General features: G+C 43.8%; 22 protein-coding genes, 1 pseudogene and 1 other annotated feature. Of the genes and pseudogenes, 1 reads left to right on the forward strand and 22 read right to left on the reverse strand.

Annotated elements, in window-relative coordinates; genetic code table 11:
• The 19 genes and pseudogenes from D8785_RS01855 to trpX form a co-directional block, all read right to left on the reverse strand.
• Positions 1-947, reverse strand: a pseudogene (locus D8785_RS01855) (exodeoxyribonuclease V subunit gamma); the annotation flags it as partial.
• A gap of 51 nt (positions 948-998) precedes the next feature.
• Entirely contained in the window at positions 999-3992 is a 2994-nt protein-coding gene (locus tag D8785_RS01860; RefSeq protein WP_023023765.1) for a type I restriction endonuclease subunit R, read from the reverse strand.
• Positions 3993-4243: 251 nt separating this feature from the next.
• Entirely contained in the window at positions 4244-4471 is a 228-nt protein-coding gene (locus D8785_RS01865; RefSeq protein WP_023023766.1) for a hypothetical protein, read from the reverse strand.
• Positions 4472-4528: 57 nt separating this feature from the next.
• Positions 4529-4744, reverse strand: a complete 216-nt coding sequence (locus tag D8785_RS01870; RefSeq protein WP_023023767.1) for a hypothetical protein — start codon at positions 4742-4744, stop codon at positions 4529-4531.
• A 358-nt stretch (positions 4745-5102) separates the two neighbouring features.
• Entirely contained in the window at positions 5103-5468 is a 366-nt protein-coding gene (locus tag D8785_RS01875; RefSeq protein WP_023023768.1) for a TIGR02328 family protein, read from the reverse strand.
• Positions 5469-5846: a YbgA family protein gene (locus D8785_RS01880; RefSeq protein WP_023023769.1), complete on the reverse strand. Its 378-nt coding sequence runs from the start codon at positions 5844-5846 to the stop codon at positions 5469-5471.
• A 393-nt stretch (positions 5847-6239) separates the two neighbouring features.
• Positions 6240-8108 (reverse strand): ABC transporter ATP-binding protein, encoded by a 1869-nt coding sequence (locus tag D8785_RS01890; protein WP_023023771.1) that lies wholly within the window; start codon positions 8106-8108, stop codon positions 6240-6242.
• Positions 8098-9846 carry an ABC transporter ATP-binding protein gene (locus D8785_RS01895; RefSeq protein ID WP_023023773.1) on the reverse strand — a complete coding sequence of 583 codons (1749 nt, stop codon included), beginning with the start codon at positions 9844-9846 and terminating at the stop codon, positions 8098-8100. Before D8785_RS01895 ends, D8785_RS01890 begins: the two co-directional genes overlap by 11 nt.
• A 284-nt stretch (positions 9847-10130) precedes the next feature.
• Positions 10131-10283, reverse strand: coding sequence for a hypothetical protein (locus tag D8785_RS01900; protein WP_023023775.1), 153 nt, complete (start codon positions 10281-10283; stop codon positions 10131-10133).
• Positions 10284-10380: 97 nt separating this feature from the next.
• The gene (locus D8785_RS01905) at positions 10381-11304 is read right to left on the reverse strand and encodes an aldo/keto reductase (protein WP_120701782.1); all 924 of its coding nucleotides are present in this window, start codon (positions 11302-11304) and stop codon (positions 10381-10383) included.
• A 253-nt stretch (positions 11305-11557) separates the two neighbouring features.
• Positions 11558-12772, reverse strand: a complete 1215-nt coding sequence (locus D8785_RS01915; protein WP_023023779.1) for an ABC transporter permease — start codon at positions 12770-12772, stop codon at positions 11558-11560.
• Positions 12769-13662, reverse strand: coding sequence for an ABC transporter ATP-binding protein (locus D8785_RS01920; protein WP_125374293.1), 894 nt, complete (start codon positions 13660-13662; stop codon positions 12769-12771). The genes D8785_RS01915 and D8785_RS01920 overlap by 4 nt, the downstream gene beginning before the upstream one ends.
• A gap of 11 nt (positions 13663-13673) precedes the next feature.
• On the reverse strand, positions 13674-14471 hold the full coding sequence (locus D8785_RS01925) for a DUF3169 family protein (protein WP_125374294.1): 798 nt from the start codon (positions 14469-14471) through the stop codon (positions 13674-13676).
• A gap of 2 nt (positions 14472-14473) precedes the next feature.
• Entirely contained in the window at positions 14474-14683 is a 210-nt protein-coding gene (locus D8785_RS01930; protein WP_003002675.1) for a helix-turn-helix transcriptional regulator, read from the reverse strand.
• A gap of 13 nt (positions 14684-14696) precedes the next feature.
• Entirely contained in the window at positions 14697-15005 is a 309-nt protein-coding gene (locus tag D8785_RS01935; protein ID WP_125374295.1) for a hypothetical protein, read from the reverse strand.
• A 234-nt stretch (positions 15006-15239) separates the two neighbouring features.
• On the reverse strand, positions 15240-17645 hold the full coding sequence (pheT, locus tag D8785_RS01940; protein WP_125374296.1) for a phenylalanine--tRNA ligase subunit beta: 2406 nt from the start codon (positions 17643-17645) through the stop codon (positions 15240-15242).
• Between the two features lie 157 nt (positions 17646-17802).
• Positions 17803-18318 carry a GNAT family N-acetyltransferase gene (locus D8785_RS01945; protein ID WP_125374297.1) on the reverse strand — a complete coding sequence of 172 codons (516 nt, stop codon included), beginning with the start codon at positions 18316-18318 and terminating at the stop codon, positions 17803-17805.
• 2 nt (positions 18319-18320) lie between these two features.
• Positions 18321-19367, reverse strand: coding sequence for a phenylalanine--tRNA ligase subunit alpha (gene pheS / locus D8785_RS01950; protein ID WP_023023788.1), 1047 nt, complete (start codon positions 19365-19367; stop codon positions 18321-18323).
• A gap of 313 nt (positions 19368-19680) precedes the next feature.
• Positions 19681-20703, reverse strand: a complete 1023-nt coding sequence (gene trpX, locus D8785_RS01955) for a tryptophan ABC transporter substrate-binding protein (protein WP_398575124.1) — start codon at positions 20701-20703, stop codon at positions 19681-19683.
• A 114-nt stretch (positions 20704-20817) separates the two neighbouring features.
• Positions 20818-21052: a binding site (T-box leader), on the reverse strand.
• A gap of 180 nt (positions 21053-21232) precedes the next feature.
• On the opposite strand from trpX, the gene D8785_RS01960 reads away from it, so the two are divergent.
• Entirely contained in the window at positions 21233-22894 is a 1662-nt protein-coding gene (locus D8785_RS01960) for an Rqc2 family fibronectin-binding protein (RefSeq protein WP_125374298.1), read from the forward strand.
• Positions 22895-23063: 169 nt separating this feature from the next.
• Here D8785_RS01960 and budA read toward each other — a convergent pair whose 3' ends face one another.
• The 3 genes from budA to D8785_RS01975 all read right to left on the reverse strand — a co-directional run bounded on the left by budA (position 23064) and on the right by D8785_RS01975 (position 26329).
• Positions 23064-23780, reverse strand: a complete 717-nt coding sequence (gene budA / locus D8785_RS01965; protein WP_125374299.1) for an acetolactate decarboxylase — start codon at positions 23778-23780, stop codon at positions 23064-23066.
• A 151-nt stretch (positions 23781-23931) separates the two neighbouring features.
• On the reverse strand, positions 23932-25170 hold the full coding sequence (locus D8785_RS01970; protein WP_125374300.1) for a tetratricopeptide repeat protein: 1239 nt from the start codon (positions 25168-25170) through the stop codon (positions 23932-23934).
• Positions 25160-26329 carry an AI-2E family transporter gene (locus D8785_RS01975; protein ID WP_125374301.1) on the reverse strand — a complete coding sequence of 390 codons (1170 nt, stop codon included), beginning with the start codon at positions 26327-26329 and terminating at the stop codon, positions 25160-25162. The genes D8785_RS01970 and D8785_RS01975 overlap by 11 nt, the downstream gene beginning before the upstream one ends.
• Positions 26330-26442: the final 113 nt, after the last annotated feature.

Raw genomic sequence — 26442 nt, forward strand, 5'->3', positions numbered from 1 at the left:
TTAAAAAGTTTTGATAAAAATAATACTGAACTTGAATTTAAAAGTTCAAAATCAGACTTCATAGAACTATTGAAGAGCAGTAATTGTATATGGTTTTCAACTACCATAGATGAAGGCAAGATATTGAATTTTTCATAAATTATAGTCTCAATTATATATCGTACTACTCCATCACCATGGAAATAATCGATTAATGTTTGTAATTCTTCAACTGAAAAACGTGAATTAAAATCCTCATCTTTTAATAAGACATCAAGTGGACGAGTTACAAATCCTAATACAACTCTCTCTTGCCATGTTATCACATTGTATTCATATTTTTTATAATTGTAAGAAAATGTAGTTGTATTAAAAGCTAATGATTTTAATACAGCAAGAAATTGCATTGAGCAAGTTGTATCCTCATGATTCAAATTAGAAGAAATAATTTCTTTTTCTCTATCAAAGTTTTTTATTGAAATACTTTCTAAATAATCGTAAATCAATTCTTTACGCTCAATAACTTCATCTAAATTATATGCTTGCCAAAAATTCTTAATAGAAAAAATCCCAAAATTAATTTCATCATTTAATTGATTTTTTAAACTCATTAATTTAGTGATATATAGTGCTACTGCTAATATTTTCCCAAAATTTGACTGGACTTTAATAGATAATTGTGACCATGTAATTAAATCTAATTTGAATCTAGAAATCGAAATAATATCTTTTAACAGAACAATATCCGTTTTCATTTCTTCATTTTCAATCTTTTGGATTTTAGAGAAATAATCAATTATTTTTGAAAAAGACACATACCTGTTCTCAAAGTCTTCCCATGAATCAATATCATCGTTATCAAAATTATTTTCAAGATAATCTAAAAACCATTGGTAATCTCTGTCATTATTAAGTATTGAATCCATGAGTTTTACTTTTACTTCATGTTCAATATAATTTTTTTTCATGGATAATCCTTCATTTCAAATATTGTATTCATGTTTATAAAATTCGAATGGCTACCTCCCAACCCTCAACGGTTCAATCACTTCTTCGATCAGTTGGGTATAGGCTTCTTTGATTTGTTTTTTGTAGCTGAGTGGGTTGAGGGCATCTGCTACTTCTGCCTTGTAGTCTTTGTAGTGTTGGCTCTTGGTCAGCTGGCTTTCGCCGGCTTGTTTTTTGGCACCCTTGCGGTAGTGTTGGATATAGTAGCGCAGTTCGTCAACTCCGATATACCAGCGTTTAGCGAAGCTTACGATATGGCTATCGATGATGGATTCGATCATCTGGTCCAAGACTCCGGTGATGGATTGTCCTCGGTAGCGTTCGGGCTCTTCTTGGACTTGGGTCCAGAGGTTTTGGATGATCTCCGCTAGGCTTGGATTGGTCCGGTTCAGGCTCTCGATATAGCTATCAACGGTTGCGATATCCTTGTCACTCAGGGTCTGCTCGTCATTCTCCTCCTGCTGGATCATACTCTGGATCAGCATCAGGATATAGGCATAGTTGATCTCATCGACTTGGACAGACTCTAGCTCATAGTGGATATCCAGCTCGTCTTGGCTGTCGACTTCTGGATCCCTGCTCTTGATCTCCGCCAGGATATTTTGATAGAGGCCCAGATAGGCTTCGAGCTGGCTATCGCTAAGGCCCGTTTCCCGATAGATCTTTTCCTTATCATACTCCGAGTAGACGCGGATCGAGGCTTGGTACTTGTCAAAGACCTGATAGGCTTTTGCGACCTTACGGAGCTGGGCTGTTGGAGCCTGCTCGAGGGCGACTCCCTCTTCTTCGAAGTCTGTGACTTGGCCTTTAAACTCTGCCCAGGCTTTTAAGAAGTTGCGCTTCTCTTCTTCCCAGCTGGGTGCTAAGACCTCATTTTCTCCTCCATTGGAGTAGAGCTTGAGGGCATTGTCGACGGCTTCCTTAAAGGCTTGAGGGCGCTGGAAGGTGATAATATGGCCAAAATGCTTCTTGTCATCAAAGATCCGATTGGTCCGGCTAAAGGCCTGGATCAAGTCCTGTGGGCGCATGGGCTTGCGATCGATAAAGAGGGTAGAAAGACAAGGGGCATCAAAGCCTGTCAAGAGACGGTCGACCACGATGACCAGGTCCAACTGCTCATTGCGGTAGAGGTACTTGTCCTGCTTTCTGGCCAGGCGATTATTGACATCGCTATTAAAGCCCCGCAGATCCGCTAGGCTAAAATGCGTACCAAACTCTTGGTTGTAGTCCTCAATGACCTGCTTCATGTGGTCTTGGTAGCCGATAGATTCTTCCTCATTTTCAGACACCGAGTAGGTGATGGTAAACTTTGGAAAATCTGGTAGGTATTGTTTGACCCGCTCGGAAACCTTGACCCGCTCCTTGCCAGCGAGGATGCTCTTGAGCAGATTATAGTAAGCCTGTGCTCGTGGGATAGACTTGACTGTCAAGATAGCTTCATAGCTCTTTCCAACCCCTTTAGGGATATTGAGCTGTTGCTGGCTCTTATTAAGGATGGCATCGAGGACCTCTAGCATGTGCTCCTTGTCCTCATAGGCTTGGTCTGGAATCTCTTCTTCTAGGAGATCGGAGATGATGGTATTGCGGTAGTCGACCTTAAAGCCCAGAACTGCTCCATCATGGATGGCTTCCTTGACCGTGTATTCATGCAGGCGGTCGCCATACTGTTGGTGGGTAGTCTGAGCCAGGTCTCCCACTTGTTTGCGTTTGTTTTCCTTAAAGATCGGAGTCCCTGTAAAACCATACCAGAGAGAGTTCTTGAAGTAGGCCTTGATCTCCTTTTGCGTCTGTGGAGTGACTGCTCGGTGGCACTCATCCACGACAAAGGCCACGCGCAAGTCCTTGATCTTCCCAGCATCCCGCTGGTACTTCCCTTCTTCGAACTTACGCATCATGGTCGTAATTTTCTGTATAGTCGTGACTACCACGCGCTTGTCATTGCCCCCTAGGCGTTTGACCAGCTCATGGGTATTGTCCGTCTCGTCGATGTCGATGACATCATTGGCCGCATAAGAGAGAAAGGACGAGGTCGTCTGCTGGTCTAGGTCTCTGCGGTCGACGACAAAGATGGTCTTTTGGATCGCTGGGATCTGCAAGAGATTGCGCGCCACCTTGTAAGAGGTCAGGGTCTTACCTGAACCGGTCGTATGCCAGATATAGCCTGACTCTTGGCGGCGAGAGGCTTCCTGCACGGCCTCGATGGCATGGATCTGGTAGGGACGCAGGAGTATGAGGGCTTTCTTGATATCGTCGATGACTGAGTACTGCATGACCATCTGATGGGCCCGGGGGATGGAGAGGACCTCATGAGCAAAGCTGTTGAGATCGATCATAGGTTGGTTATCCTTGTCCACCCACTTGGTCAGGAATTGTTTGTTTAGCTTGCTTTCACGGGCTGCAGCGATATAGCGTGTGTCGACTTTATTGGTCACGACAAACATCTGCAAGCTGGAGTAAATGCCCCGGAACTTGCCTTCACGGTCGTACTTTTTGATCTGATGAAAGGCATCTAAAAAGGCCACTCGGGGACTCTTGAGTTCGATATGGATGAGGGGCAGACCATTGATCAGAAGGGTCGTATCTAGCCGTCGATCCTGGTCTAGTGGATAGGCCTTGTCACGTTCGACTTGGTTGACCACTTCATAGCTCGACTTCCCAGCTGCGATATTGTCCCTCCAGATGACCGCCAGACGGATAGTCCCTAGACTGGCATCTTCACGCTGGACCTCTACCTTGGCGATCCCATTTTCACCCGCTAGCCACTTGGCCGCTTCATAGTAGCTGACAAAGTTGAGCTGGTTTTTGATCTGGCGCTTTTCTTGGTCGGTCAAGGGATGGTCTGCCAGCAAGGCGACATTGTTTTGCGCGAGCTTGTCAAAGAAATTGTCCCATAACTGCTCTTCATTCTTGAGATCCTGGCGATAAGTCCATTGACTCTCTCCTGATGTCAACTGCTGGATCAACTGTCTTTCAATATCAAGTTCTGGAGTTGCTACTGCCTTCATCCGTCTATCCTTTTCCTGTTCATAATCTCCTATTATTATAGCATGTTTAAGAAAGAAATTAACGCTTTCAAAGCATTTTGTTGGTTTTTCGCGCAAAAAAACAGGCCTAAGCCTGCTCTGTTTCTTATCCTGTTTCTACAAAATTTTATTGCTTATAAATAAGCAGAGAAAATACAAAGGGTAACTAAATGGGATTAAATCGATGAGTTCAGTAAGCAAGTAAATTGCACCTGTCATAGCTGCTTTTTATTTTAATAATACTGCACTTCAATTCCATCCATAATATTTATTAAAGTATTATCGCCAATTTTTAATGAAATCAGTTCATTTAATGATGATAGCTGATATTCCTTGTCTCCAATAACCACTACAATATCATGAATAGAATTAGGAAAAATCCCACAAGCTTGACCATTATAATCAAAAGAGGCGTCCCAGCCGTTATCATATAAGGCTTGTAAATCATCTAATATTGCCATAAAAAATCCTTTTCCATAGTGTTTTGATAGGTGAAAGCGCCTGGATTGTTCTATGCGCTACGGGATTGCTTTAATCGAGATAATCTCACTCTCAAGGAGAGAAATCTCAGTTGGTTCATCAGGACTAGGATTGTCAATGAGGATAGTGATTTCATCTTGCTCATCATTGTCCATTTCGTCAATAAAATCTTTGACAAAACCTTCTATGACTTTACCATCACTAGTTACAACCTGAACTCTTGAGCGTAGGTAGTTCCAAAGTTGTTCACTCATTCTTAGCCCTCTCTCAGTTGCTAAAACTCTAAAAGAGGCATACAGCCTCAATAGGAAATGGCGGGACGGACATTCCCCGCCTCTCAGATACCCTTTCAGGTGCGTGTGCGTCCGATACTTTTCTGCTTCATTTCCTCAGTAATATTATATCAAATGATTACAAAAAAGCACCTAATGGTTCTATTTTATATAGCTATTTCTTAACTCTAATTTCTTGATAACCTCCATGCTCCATGGCAAAATAAAAAACCTGATGGACTCCCATAGGTTTATAGTGGTTTATAGTGGTTTATAGTGGTTTATAGCAATTTATTGCGAATTAGCTCAAAAAAACGAAGCTGGTCTGGTTCGTCTTTTCTTAGTCTAATTGAATCCCTTTTTCTGCTAGGTTATCTAGGCATTCTTGGAGGTAAGTAGCCTGGTGCTCGGGATAGATGGGGGTGCTCAAAGCTTCCTTTTCCAATTCTGGATAGGCTGGGCAGGTCTTGCCTCGGTAGGTCGACTCCCACCACTCTGGACTGACCTTGTAGCCACGGGCGGTCATCTCCTCCATGATCAGGCGATGATAAGCATAGAGGCGATAAGGCAAGTAATCAAAGACATAGTTGACCGTCGCGTGCTTCTTGCCCCAGCCATTTCCTCGAAGGGCGCAGCATTCTCGGTGTTGGCCCAGGAGCTGGGGGCGTGGGAGTTTGGGAATCAAGTCTTGGTGCCAAAGTCTCATCTATTGGCCTCCTAGTAGCGTCGAATCTTGTAAATAGCGATTAGGGTAGCGCTCAAGGAGATTTTGGATCCCCTTGATAAGGTCCTCTTGGCTAGCTTGGCCATGCTGGTACTTCTCAAGTAACAACATGAAGTCCGCCTTTTCCTCTGCAGTCGCCTGCTTTTTGAAATAGCCCCAGATATGCTGGAAGGCATTGGAGACCTGGCCACGATTTTCCGGTAAAGCCAGCGCTTGCTGGATCAAGCCCTCAACCTGGCTGACCTCTACCTGGTCTTGCTTGAGGTATTCTCGGATCTCCTTGTAGATATTACTGGAACGACTCAGTACCAGATATTTATTTTTCGCCCATAGGACTTGGCAGTGATGTTTTTGATCCACTCTTGTCTCCTTTAGTTCTTCTCTATGAATAGTCCTCCCATTATACCATGGAAATGAGTGAAGTCATAAAAAGAGAGTGGGACAGAAATCGGTAATTCGTTAGAATTCGATTTCGTCGTCCCACATCCGTACAGTTGAGTAGGGCTGTAAAAGCTGATGAAATCAGCGTAGTAGAGCCCACTCAACCACTGCGTCTTGTTCGACAATCCAAAAACAATTGAGAGGCTAGGACTTTTGTCCCAGCCTCACACGGAATTATTGAGACTCTAGGCTCAATAATTAGTCGTGGAACTTCTTCGAAGTTCGCTGACGTCCGATCTCACCTAAGGAAAGTTTCAAAGACAACATTATCCATAAGCAAAAAGCCTGAGCCAACGCTCAGACTTTTTTGTGTTAATCAATTTCGAGACCACCAGTATAGAGGCGGTAATAAGTCCCGCGTTCTGCCATCAAGGAAGCGTGGTCGCCCCGCTCGATGATGCGTCCCTTGTCCATGACCATGATCACGTCCGAGTTGACGATGGTAGAGAGACGGTGGGCGATGACAAAGACGGTCCGTCCGGCCATCAGACGATCCATCCCCTCTTGGACCATCTTCTCTGTCCGTGAGTCGATCGAGGAGGTTGCTTCATCAAGGATCAAGACCGGCGCATTGGCCAAGGCAGCACGCGCAATAGCAATCAGCTGACGTTGACCATTGGATAGACCGGCTCCATCATCGTTCAAGACAGTATCGTAGCCTTGGTCCAAATGTTTGACAAAGGAATCCACATTGGCAATGCGAGCTGCTTCCAGGATTTCCTCTCGGGTCGCATCTGATCGACCATAGGCGATATTTTCTGCGATGGTTCCAGTGAAGAGGTGGGTATCCTGCAAGACAATCCCTAGCGAACGACGGAGCGAAGCCTTCTCGATCAGCTTCACATCGATACCATCATAGGTGATAGATCCAGATTGGATATCGTAGAAACGGTTGATCAAGTTGGTAATGGTGGTCTTCCCTGCTCCTGTCGCGCCGACAAAGGCCACCTTTTGCCCCTTGTCCGCGTAGAGGTTGATATCGTAGAGGATTTGGTTCTTATCATTGTAAGAGAAGTCTACATTGTTAAAGACGACATTTCCGACCAGCTTGACCAGTTCATAGTCTCCATTTTCCCGCGGGTGTTTCCAAGCCCAGAGGTTGGTCTTCTTATCAGTGATGACCATGCGACCATCGACCTCTTCATAGTTGACCAAGGTCACTTTCCCTTCATCCACTTCGACTTCTTCATCCAAGAGATCAAAGATCCGATCTGCCCCAGCTAGAGCCATGAGGACAAAGTTCAACTGTTGCGATACTTGAGTGATAGGCCCGTTGAAGGAACGGTTAAGCTGGAGAAAGGCCATGAGGCCACCAATGGTGAGGCCACTGATCCCATTCAAGGCGAAGATCCCTCCGACCAATGAGGTCAAGACGAAGGAGACATTTCCCAGGTTCCCCAAAATCGGCATCAGGACATTGGCATAGCGGTTGGCTTGGTAGGATGATTCAAAGAGTTTGTCATTGATCCGCTCAAAGGCTTCAATGCTTTCCTCTTCATGGACGAAAGCCTTGACCACCTTTTGACCAGCCATCATCTCTTCGATAAAACCATTTTCAATCCCTAGGTTCTTTTGCTGATCGGCGAAATAACGACCCGACTTACCAGAGATATCCTTGATGACATAGGCCATGACGCCGACCATCGAAAGAACGAGAAGGAAAAGAAGAGGGCTAATCATGATCATGCTGAATGCTACACCGATGATCGTGATGGCAGATTGTAAGAGCTGCGGGATAGATTGCTCGATCGCTTGGCGAAGAGCGTCGATGTCATTGGTATAGATAGACATGATATCCCCGTGCTGGTGGGTATCAAAGTACTTCACAGGGAGCTTCTGCATACGGGCAAAGAGCTGGTTCCGCAGAGAGCGCAATGTATCCTGAGATACTGTCGCCATAATGAGGGAGAACCCATAGTTGGCCAAAACTCCCAAAATACCGACTACTGCCAGCATCATCAAGAAGCTGAGGAGAGGACCAAAGTCCTTGCTACCACTATCTAACATAGGTTGGATGTATTGGTCCACCAAGGCCCGGATAGAGGAGGTAATATAGACCGTAGAGAGGGAGGCTGCCACAATGAGGATAGCCGCTAGTAGGAGAACAAACTTATATTGTTTCCACATATAGTCTAGCAAGCGCACGAGCGAGCCCCAGCCAGCTTTTTTCTTATTCTGCATCTGCTTGTCCTCCTTTCCCTTGGGTTTGCATGTCATAGACTTCACGGTAGATGGCATTGGTCTCAATCAAGTCGTGGTGAGTACCAATCGCATCGATCTTACCATCATTCATGACCACGATCCGGTCTGCATCTTGGATAGAAGAGATCCGTTGGCCAATGATGATCTTAGTTGTATCTTTAAGACTGGTGGCCAATCCTTGACGGATCAGGCTATCGGTCTTGGTATCGACAGCCGAGGTCGAATCATCCAAGATCAAAATCTTTGGATTCATCAAGAGAGCGCGGGCGATACAGAGACGTTGACGCTGACCACCTGAGACATTGGCTCCACCACGTTCGATCATGGTATCATAGCCATCCTTAAAGTTCTGGATAAATTCATCCGCTTGAGCAATCTTACAAGCTTCCATGATTTCTTCATCCGTCGCGTCCTTATTTCCCCAGCGCATATTTTCCTTGATGGTACCAGAGAAGAGGACATTGGTTTGAAGCACCATGGCTACTTGCTTGCGCAAATGATCTAAATCATAGTTTCGCACATCCTGACCAGCGACCTTAACGCTACCAGACTCCACATCATAGAGACGAGGGATGAGCTGGACCAGACTAGACTTACCGGAACCAGTCCCCCCAAGGATTCCGATTACTTCACCCGAGCGAATGCTGAGGTTGATATCGGACAAGACATGGGTCTTGTCGCCATTTTCATCCGTGTAGGCGAAGTCCACATGGTCAAAGGTAATAGAACCATCTGCTACTTCTGTCAGACCGTTCTCCGGAGAGACAATGGTTGACTCTGTCCCAAGGACTTCATTGATCCGCTCTACAGATGCCATAGAGATCGAGAGCATAACGAAGATCATCATAAACATCATGAGGGACATAAGGATGGTCATGACATAGGCAAACATAGACGTCAGCTCACCAGTCGTAAAGCTTCCACCCACGATGAGTTGTGCCCCGATCCAAGAGATCAAGATAAAGGAAGCATACAAGGAGAGCATCATGGCTGGACTACTCAAGATCACGATGCGAATAGCCTTCATGAACATGTTGTAGATCAAGCGAGAAGCCTTCTTAAACTTAACCGTCTCTTCTTCTTCCTTGACATAGGACTTGACCACACGCATGTTGGTGATGTTTTCCTGGATGCTATTGTTCAAGTTATCATAGGCATCAAAGACCTTGGTAAAGAGTGGATAGACGATCTTAGTGATCACACCCAAGACCAGCCCCAAAAAGAGGGTAATTCCTACAAAGATACTAGCCATTTGCGGATTGATCAAGTAGCTGGCAACAATGGCAAAGATTAGATTGAGCGGTGCCCGCACACAGATCCGGATCACCATCTGATAGGAGTTCTGCACATTGGTCACATCCGTCATCATCCGGGTTACCAGACCACCTGAGGAGAAACTATCGATGTTTTCAAAGGAAAAGGTTTGGATCTTCTTGAAGATCGCCTTCCGTAGGTTCTTAGCAAAGCCAGCTGAAGCAAAAGCCCCGTAGCGAGCCGACTGTATTCCACAGAAAAGAGAGAGAAAGGCGAAGACCAACATGAGGAGACCATAGGTCAGAACAGTGGTCATATCCCCCTTCTGAACCCCCTTGTCCAGAAGCGTCGCCATAATGAATGGAATAGAAATCTCAAACATGACCTCAAACACCATATAGAGTGAGGCTAGAATAGAGGGTTTCTTGTATTCCTTGATTTCAGCAATCAATGACTGAAGCATAGTTACCTCCTAAAAATGCTAGTTAGTAAACTTTTCTTTACTGGCCGTCCATTTCCGAACAAAGAAACAGTCCTTCGTTCTGAGAGGATTGCGCCTACAAAAGAAAGCTATAGAAAGAGAAAGCGCCCTGACAGCGTTACTGTAGGGACGACTTTCATTATTCATACTATTTAGTATAGAGGAATATGGGAGAAAAATCAAACATTTAGTCATCCTCTCCACAGAATATTCCGATTTGACCATCTTGAAGCCCAGTTGGCTAGAGTTCTATTTAAACTGTATTCCTATTCACTCGTACTGAGGGACACCCAGCTCAAGGCCGCAGCCCCAATACCAATCACAAACTGCAAGAGGATTCCCACAGAGATAAAGGACCATTTGTTGCGCCAGATTAAGTAAAAGGCCCCTTTCAGGTCCTGCCAGTAGTTCCGTTTCATGATTTCTATTATTCCCTTAGAATAGCGGAATAGCCTCTCTCTTTCAATCATTTATCACAAGCAAAAAAGGCTGGGAAGCCCAACCTTTTTAATAATTCTATGGCAGATCATTACCCGCAGCCAGGTAGATTTGGTACCATTCCTTACGCGTTAGGGTTACTGTTGCTGCTTTCCCCGCTTCAAGGACATGCTGGGGTTTGGTCGTTCCGATGACGGCCTGCATCTTACCCGGATAGCGGAGGACCCAGGCTAGGGCAATAGCGGTCGGAGTGACCTTGTATTTCTTCGCCAAGTCATTGAGGACATGATTGAGGGCCGCAAACTCTTCCTTGCCGACAAAATTCCCCTTGAAATAGCCATGCTGGAGGACAGACCAGGCTTGAATCACTGTATCCGTTAAACGACAATACTCAAAGACACTGCCATCTCGCACGGCTGCTTTTGGCCCTTCCATATTGACATGAAAACCAGCTTCAAAGCTCGGTGTAAAGGCGGCACTCAACTGCAACTGGTTAACCTTGAGAGGCTGTTTGACAGCCGTTTTGAGCAATTCCATCATCATAGGATTTTGATTGGACACTCCAAAATGACGGACCTTGCCCGCTTGCTCCAAGTGATCAAAAGCTGCTGCTACTTCTTCCGGCTCCATGAGAGCATCCGGTCGGTGAAGGAGGAGACTATCTAAGCGCTCGATCTGCAGGCGCTCGAGGATGCCATCGACGGAGTCCAAAATATAGTCCCTAGAAAAATCAAAATAGGTAAAGCCGTCTTTGCGAATGCCACACTTGGACTGGATCCACATCTGATCTCGAAGATCCGGACGGCGTTTGAGAACCTTACCCAACAGGACCTCACACTGGCCATCACCATAGATGTCCGCCAGATCAAAAGTGTTGATCCCAATTGACAAGGCTGCCTCCACCAAGGCCTCAACCTCATCTTCACTCATCTGACTGATCCGCATCATCCCAAGGACAATCGTGGACAGACGCTCATTTTCAGCAAACTCAATATAGTTCATGTCCGCCTCCTTTTCATTCTACTTTCATTATAAAGTAAAGAGGACTAAACAGCAATGATTTCACAAAGCAAAGAGACTGGGACAAAAAGTCCTAGCCTCTCAATTGTCTTTGGATTGTCGAGCAAGACGCAGTGGTTGAGTGGGCTCTACTACGCTGATTTCATCAGCTTTTACAGCCCTACTCAACTGTGCGGAGGTGGGACGTCGAAATCGAATTCTAACGAATTACCGATTTCTGTCCCACTCTCCTCTTTTAGCGATAGCTTAAAGCTTTTTTAACAGTCTTGACTAAACCTAGATCATCTGTTTGTAAGATGAGGCTAGAATAGATTTTTCCAATGATCATGGTGCCGAGGAGCGTGAAGGCCAAGGAAATTCCGAATGAACCCCATGATTCAAGTCCACTTGCATAGCCATTGATCGTACGGAATGGCATGAAGAAGGTTGAAATGAATGGAATGTATGATCCAATCTTCAACAGAAGGACATCTCCTGCACTACCCAAGGCAGTTACTCCAAAGAAGCTAAAGAACACTAACATCATCAGTGGCGAAATCGCTTTTCCTGTATCTTCTGGACGAGCAACTGTTGAACCTAGGAAAGCTGAAAGAACCACGTACATGAAGATTCCAAGAATGATCAAGAATAAGGTATTCAAGGAAATGGATTGTCCAATATGTTGGGTGATAGGAGAGTCTGGAGATAAGATATCTTTCACAAGAGGAATGGAGTCTCTAAAAATCCAAACGCCTCCCAATCCGACTGCATAGATACCAATATGAGTACAAATGACTCCGAAAAGACCAATCATGCGAGCATAGAAATAGTGAGTTGCGCGAATGCTTGAGAAGACCACTTCCATAATCTTGGTCCCTTTTTCACTGGCTACCTCTTGAGCAGTGATACCTGAATAAAACATCAGAATCATGTAGATAAGAAAACCGATTCCTCCAGCTACCACGGTCTGCACCATTTTCAGCCCTTCTTTCTTCTCATCAATTTTTTCAATCAATGAGACCTGTTGCGAAAGGGCTGCTAACTGCTCTTGGCTTAAATCCGCTTTAGAAACATTGAGCATTTGTTGGACCTGACTCAATTTAGCCATAAGGATTGCTTTGAAACCTGGCTTCATGGCATCCTCACTCTGGTAGCGAGCCTCTAGCTGGCCATCCTTTTCTTCAACTGTGAGGATTCCCTTGATTTCTTCCTCTTTCATGGCCTTCTTAGCTGCTGCTTCATCCTTATAGTCAAAGGACAAGCCATCGGTCCCTTTCAAGACTTCCTTGACAGGAGCTTGATCTGTAATCAAGGCGATGTTGCTTTTCGCAGATGTAGAAGATCCGACGAAATAGTTCACTCCAATCGTCAATCCGAAGAAGAGAAAGGGAGTAAGCACCATCAGTAAAAAGCTCCATGATTTCACTTGGCGTAAATAAGTTTCTTTGATAACAATCAGCATCTGTTTCATACTTCTACTCCTGATTCTAGTTTAAAGATTTCATCAATGGTTGGGGCTTGTTGGTCAAAGGTTGCTAGATAGCGACCCTTGGTCAACTGATCAAAGAGGTCCGGACCTGCTGTTTCATCATCCAATACCAACTTCCACAGGCCTTGCTTGGTCATGGTCACCTTGGTCACGTGAGGCAGCACTTCCAACTCCTCTTTACTGAAGTCATTGGATACGAAGAGACGAGTCTTCCCGAAGCTATTGCGAACTTCTTGTACGGGACCTGAAAGAATCACAGATCCATCACGAATCATAACCAACTCATCACAGAGTTCTTCCACATTGGTCATGACGTGGTCAGAGAAGATAATGGTGGCACCGCGTTCTTTTTCTTCAAAAATGACCTGCTTAAGCACTTCTGTATTGACAGGATCCAGTCCGCTAAACGGCTCATCCAAGATGATCAATTTTGGCTCATGGATCATGGTAATGATCAATTGAACCTTTTGCTGATTCCCTTTTGAGAGGCTCTTGATCTTATCGGTTAATTTTCCTTTTACTTGGAGCTTTTCCATCCAGATTGGAAGTTTCTCCTTGACCTCAGCAGTTGACATTCCTTTGAGATTAGCAAGGTAACGGACTTGCTCATAGATGGTTAACTTAGGCATAAGGCTTCGCTCTTCTGGCAGGTAGCCAATTTCCTTATAGGTTTCTTGACTGATTGCTTGGCCATCCAATTGGATATCACCACTGTAATCAAGGAAGCGGAGGATACTATGAAAGATGGTGGTCTTCCCTGCTCCGTTCTTCCCGATCAAACCTAAGATAGATCCTTTTTTCGCAGTCAAGTCAATTCCGAACAAGACTTGCTTCTTTCCAAAACTCTTTTCTAAATGTCTAATTTCTAACATAGATGACTCCTCTACTCTTTATAATAACGTTTGGTAATCTTGTATTGTGAAATAAGGATATAAATATAGATGATGGAGACAACGAACAAAGCTAAGAGAATATCCGTATGGAAGGCAATCCCAATGATTAAGAGACCAATGAGAAGGCTCGGCAAGATATAATTGCTTAACTTGACCACCACTTCAAAGTTTTCCTCGTAGCTAATCTGTTTTTCAGCTTCATCCATCATACTCATTAAAAATTCACGCACTTCCTTGGCATTGGCATTGCGGGGAATCGGTTTTCCATAAATCAGATGGAAGGTCTTGCGAAAGAAGATATCCGATAGGAAAAATAGGGCAAACAAGACAAGAAAGAGATAGAGCATGGTAAAAGTTCCAAAGATAAAAGCCAAGTGCCCTGTGGAAGGTCTATCCATATACACCAATTGACTATAAAAGATGACGACTAAAAAGTATGGCAAGATCATGATACCTTTAAAAATGGTCGCTAACCCATACAGTTTTTCCTTCTGGATGTCATAGTGATAGGCTTCGTCTTCGTCTTCTATCTGGAGCATTTTTTGATGGACTTTTCTCGCGCTTATTAGTAAGGCTATCGTGACCATAAACAAGATAAGAAACAAAAGTATTGAGCCCAAAAGGAGTACTTCTTTACTAAAGAAGGATTGGATTTCAAGGGGCTTTTCGGATCCGAACATGCCTATCAAAAAACCAATGACTCCTCCAATCAAGCCGGAACCTGTGATGATTCCGACATTTCTCCAAAAACGGTAACGAGCGGATCGTTCTTGTTGTTGCTTTTTCATTGTTATTCCTCTCCCTCTACTAGACTAAAGACATTCTCCACCGGTTCCTTGAAAATTTGGGCGATGGTGATGGCAATAATAACCGAGGGGGTGTATTCCCCCCGCTCCAAGAGACTGATGGACTGGCGCGAGACCCCTGCTAGCTTGGCTAGTTCTGATTGGTTGAGTCCATCACGCGCCCTCAGCTCTTTCAGTCGATTTTTTAAGATCATGGCTTTCGCCCCCTTATAGTTGAATACCTTGAATATCTTCGATGCGGACTAATTTGGTTTCCCTTTGTTGTTTATGATTCACACGAGTCAGTTTAACCCAATCTTCATCGATATCTATAATTTCATACTCGAATCCAACACCACTCACTGTAACAGTGGCCGTTTGTCCTTTCAATTCTTCTAAAATTCTAGACATGTCTTGATTTCCTTTCACTTGTTTTTCTAATCGTCTAATGCGTTTGTTCAACCTTTTAATCTTCTTTTCTGAGCTCGCATAAACCATAATCAGAAAAGGGATAAAAAGAATCCATATGGCTCCCATAAGAAACCTCCCCTTCTTTCAACTAAAATCATTGTAACACTTCTTTTTCTTTTTGACAAGTATATTTGTCAAAAAAATAAAAATATTTGTCAAAAATAGAAAGATGGTTGACATGGATATTTTGAGTACTTAAAGGAATTTCTTTATTTTTATAGGGTTTTAAGCTCTATATCAAGTAAATTCTGTAAGAAAAAAACAGTTGAGAAATTCTCAACTGTTTCTTGTTTTTACGATTTACCGCACTTCTGCGTCTACTTTTTCTTCAAGGGAAGCTTGGATTTTTTCCATGTAGCGTGCGACTTCTTCGTCTGTCAAGCTATCTTCTGGATTTTGGAAGGTCAAGCTATAAGCCATGGACTTCATTCCGACACCCAGTTTTTCGCCTGAGAAGACGTCAAAGAGCTTGATGTCTGTCAAGCGTTTCACGCCCGCAGCTCTTATGGCATCGACCACTTCTTGGTGGGTCACTTCAGCTTTGAGGAGAAGAGCGATATCACGGCTCACCGCTGGAAACTTGGTGATTTCCACAAATGGAGCGGCTGGTTGAAGGGCTGCTTCGATAGCTGAAAGGTTGAGCTCTGCTACATACGTCTCTGGAATATCATAAGCCTTAGCCGTAACAGGGTGCACTTGACCGAGGAAACCAAGAACTTGGTCACCGAGTGAGATCAAGGCTGTACGTCCTGGGTGAAGACTCTTGATCTCTTGCGTTGCAGTATAAGTCACCTCAAGACCCAAGCGAGCAAAGAGAGCTTCCAAAATTCCTTTAGCATAGAAGAAATCAACTGGAACAGCTGCCGTTTGGAAGTCTTTTTCAGCGACTAAACCTGTCAAAGCAAAGGCAAAGCTGTTGATTTCGTTTGGCAATTCTTCTTTTGGATTTCCTGTTTGCTCGAAGACTTTTCCAATCTCGTAAAGGGCCAAGTCTTTGTTCTTACGAGCCACGTTGTAAGCAACGGTATCCAAAATACCTGAAACCATATTTTGACGGAGGACTGAACGATCCACGGTCATTGGCCACATAAGCTCTGTTAAGTTGCTTGGCGCTGTAGTGAACTCCACTGCTTTTTCAGGAGTTGTCAGAGCATAGGTGATGATTTCAGTCAATCCTGCTCCTTCTGCAATGGTGCGAACTTTACGACGCAATTTTTGAGTAACAGTCAATTCACCGGCTGTCCCATCGTCTTTTGGTAAACTAGTTGGCAAGCGGTCATAACCATAAATCCGAGTGATTTCTTCAAAGAGGTCCGCTTCGATAGTGATGTCCCAACGGCGACGTGGTACGCTAACAGTAAAGCTTTCTGCATTTCCAGAAAGGCCAAATCCAAGACGACGGAAGACATCTTCTACGTCTGCATAGGAAAGCTCTGTTCCAAGGACACGGTTAACGTCTGCAAGGGTTGAAGAAACCTCTACATCCGAAGTATCCAACTGGCCTGCTGAAACGATACCTTTACGAATAGTCGCACCAGCCAATTCAGCAATCATGCTTGCTGCCGCATCAAGGGCTTCATTAACGGTTGCCACATTGATCCCTTTTTCAAAGCGAGAAGAAGATTCTGAACGAAGATTGAGGCGACCGCTGGTCTTACGGATTGATTTGCCATTGAAGACAGCAGCTTCAAGGACAACACGGCTAGAGTTTTCAGAGATTTCTGTAGCCTGACCACCCATGACACCTGCAAGGGCTACTGGTTTGTCAGCAACCGTAATCACGAGGTCACTTGCTTCCAAGTCACGTTCTTCCCCATCCAAGGTTACTAATTTTTCACCAGCACGCGCTTCACGCACACGGATGTCGTTTCCTTCAAAGGTATCTAAGTCAAAGGCATGCATAGGCTGACCAAAGTAAAGTAGGATATAGTTGGTCACGTCAACGACATTGTTAATCGGACGGATGCCTTCGTTCATGAGGAGGTTTTGCAACCATTGTGGACTTGGTGCGATAGTCACATTATCCAAGATACGAGCTGCATAGTAAGGTGCCTTGTCTGTGTCAATGCTGACTGAAAGAGCATCTGCTGCAGCTTGGTCTGTTTCTGTTAAAGTAAATTCTTTGAAGGTGACTGCCTTGTCATAGATGGCTGCCACTTCGTGCGCCACTCCACGCATTGAAAGGGCGTCTGCACGGTTTGGAGTGATGGAAAGTTCGATGATTTCATCATCCAAGTCTAGGTAAGAGAATACTTCCTCACCTAGTACTGCATCATCCGGCAAGATTTGGATACCATCTGCGAATTCCTTCGGTACAACAGAGTCAGAAATGCCCAATTCACCAAGTGAGCAGATCATCCCTAGTGACTCTAAGCCACGGATTTTCCCTTTTTTGATCTTATAGTTATCCGCAATGCGGGCACCCGGAAGAGCCACCATAACCTTGATGCCTGCACGCACATTTGGTGCTCCACAGACAATTTGACGAGCTTCTTCTTCACCCACATTGACTTGGCAGACATGCAAATGAGTTTCGGGCACATCTTCACAAGACAAGATTTCTCCGACAACAATTTTTGAGAGACCAGCAGCTGGAGATTCCACACCTTCTACCTCGATCCCTGTGGTTGACATTTTTTCAGCCAACTCTTGTGATGGCACATCAATGTCCACCAATTCTTTTAACCATTTATAACTAACTAACATATGTAAGATACCAAGGGTTCTACTGAAATCTAGATGACTTTCCTAGATTTCCTTTGACCCTCGTTTAGATCCTTTCATTTTGTGTTTTCCAGCCCGAGTCTGGCTTAGGTAGGTCTAATAACCTCCCCTTCTCTAGAATAGAAGTTTCTTGTCCATTCTAGGTCAATTTCTTTCTCAACAACCAGTCAATATCAACCGTATCACCGGTAGGATACTCGTGTTCACTAAATCGTTCAAATCCAAAGCGGTAGTAAAAATCTTGCGCCTTAAAATTGCGTTCCCAGACACCTAGCCAGGCCCACTCAAAGCCACGGCTCTTCGCTTGATGCAGCGCAAAGGTAAACATTTCCTTACCGAAACCAGCTCCATGATATTCCTTTTTGACATAGATCCGTTGAATCTCAAAGGACTTATCCATCTCTACTGGCTCCGTCTGCGCTTGCCCCCAGTTGATCTTGAGAAAACCACAGATTTCTTGTTCTTCATTGAGGACAAAATAGGTTTCGGATTCTGGATCTAACAGATCTTTCTCGATTTGCTCCAAAGAGAGCACCGTAGAGAAGTACTCTTCCAAGTCTTCCTCAACAATATAGGGACCAAAGGTCTCCCGATAGGTTTCCACCTCTAGGTCACGTAAGGTCTGCAATTGATCGATTTTTACTCTAACTAACATGATTATTTAAACTGTTCTGAGAAACGAACATCTCCTTGATAGAAGCCACGGATATCATTGATTCCATAACGAAGCATGGCTACACGCTCCTGACCAAGTCCGAAGGCAAATCCTGAATAGACTGTTGAATCAATACCACTCATCTCGAGCACGCGTGGGTGAACCATACCGGCCCCCATGATTTCGATCCAACCCGTCTTCTTACATACATTACATCCCGCTCCACCACATTTGAAGCAAGATACATCGACCTCAACGGATGGCTCTGTAAATGGGAAGTAAGAAGGACGCAGACGGATTTGACGTTCTGCACCAAACATCTTCTGCACGATCAACTGAAGCGTTCCTTGAAGGTCTGCCATAGAAATGTTCTTCCCAACAACCAAGCCTTCGATCTGATGGAACTGGTGACTGTGGGTCGCATCATCTGTATCCCGACGGAAAACACGCCCTGGAGAGATCATCTTCAAAGGCCCCTTGCTAAAGTCATGCGCATCCATGGCACGCGCTTGAACTGGCGAAGTATGGGTCCGAAGCAAGATTTCTTCTGTGATGTAGAAGGTGTCCTGCATATCACGAGCCGGGTGATCCTTTGGCAAGTTCATGCGTTCAAAGTTGTAGTAGTCTTTTTCGACTTCAAAGCCATCTACGACTTGGTAGCCCATCCCGATAAAGATATCTTCGATTTCTTCACTGGTTTGGGTCAAGACATGACGGTGACCACTTGCAACTGGACGTCCAGGAAGGGTCACGTCGATACTTTCACTAGCCAATTTAGCTTGAACTTTCTTTTCTTCCAAGAGCTTGGCTGTTTCTTCAAAGGCAGCAGTCAAGACATCACGGGCTTCATTAACATGTTTCCCGATGACCGGACGCATCTCAGCAGAGACATCTTTCATCCCTTTGAGGATCTCGGTTAGCGACCCTTTCTTCCCAAGGACAGAGACGCGTAACTCTTGCATCTCTTTTTTATTTTCAGCAGAGATCTGCTTCAAGGCTGCCAGCGTTTCTTCCCGAAGCGCTTTTAGTTGTTCTTCAATCGTTGACATATTTCCTCCATCATGGTCTTCACTCAGACATAGAAAAAACCACGCGCCACATCCATATTCGGAGCGTTGACACGCGGTACCATCCGTTTTTTATCTGAAACTCAGACCTTAATTTCTAAATCCTTACGCAAGTGAATTCACTCAGCTTTCATGCAAAGAGCTTTCAGTCACGGCTCTTCTCCCTGTGGCACTTCCCTTGAGGTACTAGTCTTGCAGATTTCTATTCAATTACTATCTAGTTTATCAGATTTTACAAAAAATGACAAGTGAATCCTGTTTTCCTTCCCTTGCCATTCTTGTTATTCGTTTGTTTTTATTCGATGACTTGTCCAGCTTCTTTCAAGACAGATTCTGGAATGGTAATGCCTAATTCTGCTGCCACTTTTTTGTTAATGACAGACTTACCATCTGTGAAGATTTCAACTGGTGTGTCAGCTGGTTTTTGACCTTTCAAGATTTTCGCAGCCATTTTACCAGTTGCCACGCCAAGATCATGTTGGTCTACGACCACAGATCCTAAACCACCCGCTTCTACCATGGCTGTCGCACTTGGGAAGATTGGTTTTTTAGCTGTTTTGTTTGCTTCGACTACCGTTGAGAAGGCTGATGCAATGGTGTTATCGATTGGAACCCAGATAGCATCCACTTTACCAGTCATGACAGAAACCGTTGAAGCAATTTCATTTGTAGAAGGGACTGAATAAGGAACTACTTTGTAGCCTGCTTTTTCAGCCAATTTTGTAAATTCTTCTACTTGAGTTTTAGAATTATCTTCACTGGTTGAGTAAAGAACACCGATTGTTTTCACGTTTGGAGTCAACTCTTTGATTAACTTCAACTGTTGTTCCGTTGGGTTGTGGTCAGATACTCCAGTAATATTGCCACCAGGTTTTTTCAAATCTTTGACCAAGTTAGCTCCGACTGGGTCTGTGATAGCACCCATGACGATTGGTTTGTCCTTAGTCGCACTAGCCAAACCTTGAGCAGATGGGGTTGCAATTCCGATCAAGACGTCGTTGTTGTTTTGGACCAATTGTTTGCTCATGGTTGCAACCTTGTTTTGGTCTCCTTCCGCATTGAGGAATTCGATCTCAATCTTGTCCTTATCGTAGCCTTCTTCAGCCAAGCCATCTTGAATCCCCTTGTAGATTTCGTCTAGCGATGGGTGGCTGACCAACTGCAAGACACCTACTTTTACCTTCTTAGTTCCATTTGTTTTATTCGCATCATTTTTGTTGGTCAACATTGGGTAAGCAACAGCTACCAAAATAACAGCTAGTAAAGCACCAATCATTCCCAATACACGTTTGTTTTTCATATTTTTTACCTCAATCATTTGTTTTTTAGTTTTCTTGAATCTTTGTTAGAGACTGAGTCGCCATCGTTTCTTCATCTTCTTTTCTCCCTTCTTTCTTGAAACAAAAAACACGCCCACACATAGCGAAAGCTATGTGAGGACGTGTCATCGCGGTGCCACCTCACTTATGGGAAAATGGATAAACTCCTCCCACATCTCTGTCTTGTCTAGCAACAAGTTGCACGATAAGGTGTGCCGACCGAATTTTTATTGTTTCAAATTCATCTCATCATTAGTCCAATTTCATAAATGTCCACTACCCACTTCCACCAACCGTGAGCTCTCTAATAAATTTTCATTTACTACTTTTCTAATTGAATCCATTGTAAATGTTTCTGTAAGCCTTGTCAATACTTTTTTATGTTTTTTTTGAAAACGTTCGGCATTTCCTGAAATTCTTTTCCTAGTGAGGTTGTTTTTGCAAAATGTTTGTCCTTCTTCTTCCTAGGTTTTCAGCCACTTTTTTGATATAATTTACTAGAACTAGTCTAGAATGTTGAGGAAACCCATGTCTTTTGATGGATTTTTTTTACACCATATGGTGGATGAATTACAAAGCGAACTCTTAAATGGTCGCATCCAAAAAATTAACCAACCCTTTGAACAAGAGTTGGTTTTACAAATTCGTAGCAACCGCAAGAATCAAAAACTCTTGCTTTCTTCTCACTCTGTTTTTGGACGGATCCAACGGACCCAGACCAACTTCGAGAATCCTGCCTTCCCCAATACCTTTATCATGGTCATGCGCAAGTATCTCCAAGGAGCAGTCATTGAGCAGATCCAGCAAGTGGAGAATGACCGCATCTTAGAAATCGCTGTCTCTAATAAAAATGAAATTGGAGATGATATCTCTGTGACTTTGATTATTGAAATCATGGGCAAGCACAGCAATATCATTCTTCTGGACAAGGCAACTGGAAAAATTATCGAAGCAATCAAACATGTTGGCTTCTCTCAAAATAGCTACCGGACTATCTTGCCAGGCTCGACCTATCTAGCTCCTCCAAAAACGGAGGCGGTCAACCCTTTTACAATCAAGGACGAAGCATTATTCGCCTTTCTCCACCGGGAAGAGTTGACACCTAAAAACCTTCAAACTCATTTCCAGGGTCTTGGTCGAGATACTGCTCAAGAATTGGCCAGTCGATTAGAAACTGGAGAAAAACTAAAAACCTTCCGAGCATTCTTTGAAGCTCCAACAGATCCTCGTCTAACGAAAAAATCCTTTGCTGCTCTCGCTTTTGCTGATAGCCAGGAGGAAACCTTTGAGACCTTATCGGATCTACTCGACCACTATTACTTGGATAAGGCCGAGCGCGACCGTGTCCAACAACAAGCTGGAGAACTCATCCGCAAGGTGGACAATGAACTAGAAAAAAACCGGAAAAAGTTGGCCAAACAGGAAGCCGAACTGGCAGCGACAGAAAATGCCGAAGACTTCCGGCAAAAAGGGGAGCTTCTCACCACCTTCCTCCATCAAGTCCCAAATGATCAAGATCAGGTCACCTTGGACAACTACTATACCAATCAACCTATAACCATTGCTTTGGATAAGGCTTTGACCCCCAGTCAAAATGCGCAACGCTACTTCAAGCGTTACCAGAAGTTAAAAGAAGCTGTTAAACATTTGACCTCTCTCATCCAGGAAACCAAGGAAACCATCTCCTACCTGGAAACAGTCGAAACAGCTCTAGCCCAAGCAAGCCTTTCTGAAGTCGCCGAGATTCGAGAAGAGCTGATCCAAACAGGCTTTATCAAACGACGCAACCGAGAAAAGATCCACAAACGCAAAAAACCAGAGAAGTATTTAGCTTCTGACGGAAAAACCATTATCTTGGTCGGCCGAAACAATCTTCAAAACGAAGAATTGACCTTTAAGATGGCTAAGAAAGATGAACTCTGGTTCCACGCCAAGGATATTCCAGGTAGTCACGTGGTTATTACTGGTAACCTCAATCCTTCAGATGAGGTCAAGACAGATGCAGCTGAGCTAGCGGCCTATTTCTCTAAGGGACGCCTCTCTAATCTGGTCCAAGTCGACATGATTGAAACCAAGAAACTTAACAAACCGACCGGAGGAAAACCTGGCTTTGTAACCTATACTGGTCAGAAAACACTACGGGTCACTCCTGAAGAAGAAAAAATTAAATCCATGCGTATAAATGAATAATAAAAAAGAGGCTGGGACTTTTGTCCCAGCTTTTCTCATATTGATGATAAAAAGTTTCAGTGTATGTTTGAATGAACCTCAAAGTATACCTCATTTTTTAAGCATACTAAGGTTCTTATATGTAAAATAACTTTGTCTACATTTTAAAAGGTTGAGCGACGTCAACCTTTTATTCTGCTTTATTGATATCCTCTTTGACCTGGTCAACATTAAACTTAGCAAAGAGATATTGGCGATCCTGGACAGGGAAACGTTGATCCAATTGATCAATGGCCCCAACTTCAACAATCCCTTCTTTGATAACAAAATCCATGACATGACCTCCGAAGGTATGGTCATCTGAGATAAAGTGAAGGTGATAGCCTGCTACACTGACCCCATGGAAAATCTCTGGTGTCCAAAAACCAACAATAGTTCCTGTAACATTTTCTCGCGTAAATTCAGGCTGATGGGTCGCCACATCTGCAAATTTGGTGTCTGAAGTTGATTTGGGAATCATACGCACATGCATCTTGACAAAATCACCGTGAATCTTGATGGAACGAAACAAATTTTCGCCATCATAATAAGATTCAATGCGAGCCTCTAATTCCTCATCCGTCATTTCAAAGCGCTGACGAAAAATCACTTCGGCCTGATGGGGAACGATGGCCGCATAAGGGACTGTCGCATCCGGGGCCACTTCCACAATCTCTGGCTCCTCTCCTGATCCCTTAGCTTGGTAGGCCTTGCCATCTAAGACAATCAGTTCGCCATCAATGGAGTCCAGGGTCCCAATTCCAAGATCTCCATGCTCTAGTAATTCTTTAATGGTAAAGGATCCTCCATAGAGACCAGCCATCAAAGCCCCCAAGGTATTGTATTGAAACAATTTCACCGGTTCCATTATCTTCTCCCTCATTCATCTTGTCTTCTTTTCAGCCCTTCCAGTATACCACATTCTCAAAGACAATAACAGAAAAGACTGATTAAAAAAAGAGCGGGCCAGAACAAGGATGCACACTTGTTCTGATTCCCGCCCTTCAAGGGTCAAGTAGTTAATCTTCTAACAGGCTCTCATAGAAAGCTTGCATTTGCCCATCATCTGGGACTAGCTGCAAATAGCCTTCTGCCACTTCCCGGGCTTTTGCGACATAACCCAACTCTCTCAAGAGGTAACTATAGCTTTCTAAGTACTCTGGATTTTCTTTCAAATCTGGGAAGAGCTCTTCATAGATCGGAGCCGCTTTTTCAACCTCTTCGAGTGCTACCAAGGCACGAGCGATATTCCAACGGGTGACGACATTTTCCACTTCCACTTCTTGCCATTCAAGGACGTCTTCATAGCGTTCCTGTTCCAAATAAAGAGTTGTTAGGCGAAGGGCGATATCTTCAAGATCCTCAGCAACTTCTTTGGCTTCTAACAAATACTTCTCTGCTTTTTCTGGCTGGTGCAACTCGTAGGCCAATTGGGAGGCTAGAAGGAGGAGATAAGCGTCAAAAGGATTCTTTTGGATCCCTTGCTCTGTTATTGCTAACGCTGTTTCTCGGTCATTTTCAGCTTGTAGAGCCAAGGCATAGCCGTATTCATACCCTTCAAAGTCTGGCGACAGTGTATCGATCTGCTTAAAGTAAATCAGAGCACGTTGATACTCTTCTCGGTCAGAGAGAAGGGTTGCCAATTCATAGGCAATCTGGTCATCAAACTCAATTTCCAAGGCCTTTTCTAGAAACTCAATAGCAGACTCAAACCGACCCAGATTCGCATAAGCATATCCAATCCGCTGGTAGGTGGAAATGCCCGTTTCTTCTAAAATGAGACGGTTGTCTAACTGAGCATACTCTTGAATGGCTTCTTGGTAATTTTCAAGTTCTAAATCAATCTCTGCCAAGCCTAGTTGAATAATAGGGTCATCTGAAAGAGTCGCTGCTTCCATCAGTTTTTCTCGAGCCACATCTGCCAAGCCCTCACTTTGGTAGAGGTCTGCCTTGACTAAGAGACTGGCTAGATACCATTCCGAACTTTCCGGGATTTCTTCCAAATAAGCAAAGGCTTCTTCCATTTGGCCATCTTCCGCTACGATAGTGGCTAGACTCAGATAGACCTCTGGAAAATCATCTCTCAGATGCAAGTAGGTTTGCTTGGCTTCTGGGTAAAAACCAATACTTTCAAAATATTGTCCCAATTCTAACAAGGTAGCTGGATCATCTTCTAGCAAAGCCTTATCCAAATAAGCTGGCAGACGATCTAGCTCTTGTTTCTCAATTGCTTCTAAAATTTTTTGACTATTCTTCACTTTGAATTTCCTCAACTTCGTCCTTTTCGTACAAACCACTGACCTCTTTGTACCATTCAAATAGAGCACTGATGACTACTTTAGCCGAAGCATAAACCGGGATTCCTAAGAAGACTCCCCAGATTCCAAACATAGAGCCAGAAGTAATCAATACAAACAGAATCGTGATTGGGTGGATATTGAGCTGACTCCCCAAGACAAATGGGGAAACGAAACGTCCCTCGATGGTTTGCTCAACAATAAAGACAATGACGACTTTGACAAACATCTCTGGTCCTGCCACCAACCCCAAGACTAAGGCTGGGAGCATGGCCAAGAAGCTACCCAAGTATGGTATCAAGTTCAAAAAACAAGCGGTTACACCGAGTGTCACAGCGTAACGAAGCCCAATGATCTTAAACAAAAGAATAAACATTAAAGCTACGATGATAGCAACAGTAATCTGACCTCTGACATAATTGGCCAATTGTGTATTGACATCAGACAGGACTTTGTCTGCAGATTTACGAATCTTGGTTGGCAAGAAACGGATGATTTGCCCTTTTAAGTTCTTTCCATCTCTCAAAAGATAGAAGACGATAAAAGGCATAATAATCAAAGCGATAATGACCTGAGAGGCGACAGTAATCAGATTGCTGACCCAGTTGACTGCTCGGGCGGAAAAAGAACTCGCCCAACTGGTAATATTCTGCGACAATTGGCTGGTCCATTCATCCAGCTGAGGCTTGATTTCTGGAGACACTTTGTTGTCTAAGACATCATCGATGGTCCTATTGGCCTTTTCCAAGTAATCTGGCAGGTTCTTCATAAAACTAAGAACCTGACGTTGAATGGCTGGAATAGCGACAGCCAAGCCCCATAAAATGAGAAGCGCGATCAAAATAAAGACGATGGAAATTGCAATAATCCGTTTGACCCGGTGCCTTTCCAAAAAGTCGACGATTGGATTTAACAAATAATAGAGGAGCCCTGAAATAATGACTGGCAGCATGACTGCTGCTCCGAACTCTAACAGGGGTGTAAAAATAAAACTAATCTTGCTGAGAACTAAAATATTCAATCCCATCAGTAAGGTTACTAGAAAAACAGTAATGGCTTTATTATCTACAAACCATTTAAAAAACCAGGATAAACTAAAATCTTTTTCTTTATGTTCCACGGGAATCTCCTTCGTTTTCAATCTGTCTTTATTTTAGCATTTTTAGTCCATAATTTCACGATATAGCTGAAATGTGAGCTTTTTTTTAATGCTTAGCTTGTCAATCCTTCACC

This window comes from Streptococcus australis (assembly GCF_003943615.1).
In the GTDB taxonomy this organism is placed as follows: domain Bacteria; phylum Bacillota; class Bacilli; order Lactobacillales; family Streptococcaceae; genus Streptococcus; species Streptococcus australis_C.

Bases quoted from the DNA above. Each gene is read 5' to 3' on its own strand.
- D8785_RS01905 (WP_120701782.1), bottom strand. From the start codon at position 11,304: ATGAACTATATTGAGTTTGCTGAAAATGAGCGTCTGTCCACGATTGTC.
- D8785_RS01915 (WP_023023779.1), bottom strand. From the start codon at position 12,772: ATGAAACAGATGCTGATTGTTATCAAAGAAACTTATTTACGCCAAGTG.
- D8785_RS01870 (WP_023023767.1), bottom strand. From the start codon at position 4,744: ATGAGTGAACAACTTTGGAACTACCTACGCTCAAGAGTTCAGGTTGTA.
- D8785_RS01895 (WP_023023773.1), bottom strand. From the start codon at position 9,846: ATGCTTCAGTCATTGATTGCTGAAATCAAGGAATACAAGAAACCCTCT.
- D8785_RS01860 (WP_023023765.1), bottom strand. From the start codon at position 3,992: ATGAAGGCAGTAGCAACTCCAGAACTTGATATTGAAAGACAGTTGATC.
- pheS (WP_023023788.1), bottom strand. From the start codon at position 19,367: ATGTCAACGATTGAAGAACAACTAAAAGCGCTTCGGGAAGAAACGCTG.
- D8785_RS01900 (WP_023023775.1), bottom strand. From the start codon at position 10,283: ATGAAACGGAACTACTGGCAGGACCTGAAAGGGGCCTTTTACTTAATC.
- D8785_RS01865 (WP_023023766.1), bottom strand. From the start codon at position 4,471: ATGGCAATATTAGATGATTTACAAGCCTTATATGATAACGGCTGGGAC.
- trpX (WP_398575124.1), bottom strand. From the start codon at position 20,703: ATGATTGAGGTAAAAAATATGAAAAACAAACGTGTATTGGGAATGATT.
- D8785_RS01925 (WP_125374294.1), bottom strand. From the start codon at position 14,471: ATGAAAAAGCAACAACAAGAACGATCCGCTCGTTACCGTTTTTGGAGA.
- D8785_RS01945 (WP_125374297.1), bottom strand. From the start codon at position 18,318: ATGTTAGTTAGAGTAAAAATCGATCAATTGCAGACCTTACGTGACCTA.
- D8785_RS01890 (WP_023023771.1), bottom strand. From the start codon at position 8,108: ATGCAGAATAAGAAAAAAGCTGGCTGGGGCTCGCTCGTGCGCTTGCTA.
- pheT (WP_125374296.1), bottom strand. From the start codon at position 17,645: ATGTTAGTTAGTTATAAATGGTTAAAAGAATTGGTGGACATTGATGTG.
- D8785_RS01960 (WP_125374298.1), top strand. From the start codon at position 21,233: ATGTCTTTTGATGGATTTTTTTTACACCATATGGTGGATGAATTACAA.
- D8785_RS01930 (WP_003002675.1), bottom strand. From the start codon at position 14,683: ATGATCTTAAAAAATCGACTGAAAGAGCTGAGGGCGCGTGATGGACTC.
- D8785_RS01875 (WP_023023768.1), bottom strand. From the start codon at position 5,468: ATGAGACTTTGGCACCAAGACTTGATTCCCAAACTCCCACGCCCCCAG.
- D8785_RS01935 (WP_125374295.1), bottom strand. From the start codon at position 15,005: ATGGGAGCCATATGGATTCTTTTTATCCCTTTTCTGATTATGGTTTAT.
- budA (WP_125374299.1), bottom strand. From the start codon at position 23,780: ATGGAACCGGTGAAATTGTTTCAATACAATACCTTGGGGGCTTTGATG.
- D8785_RS01920 (WP_125374293.1), bottom strand. From the start codon at position 13,662: ATGTTAGAAATTAGACATTTAGAAAAGAGTTTTGGAAAGAAGCAAGTC.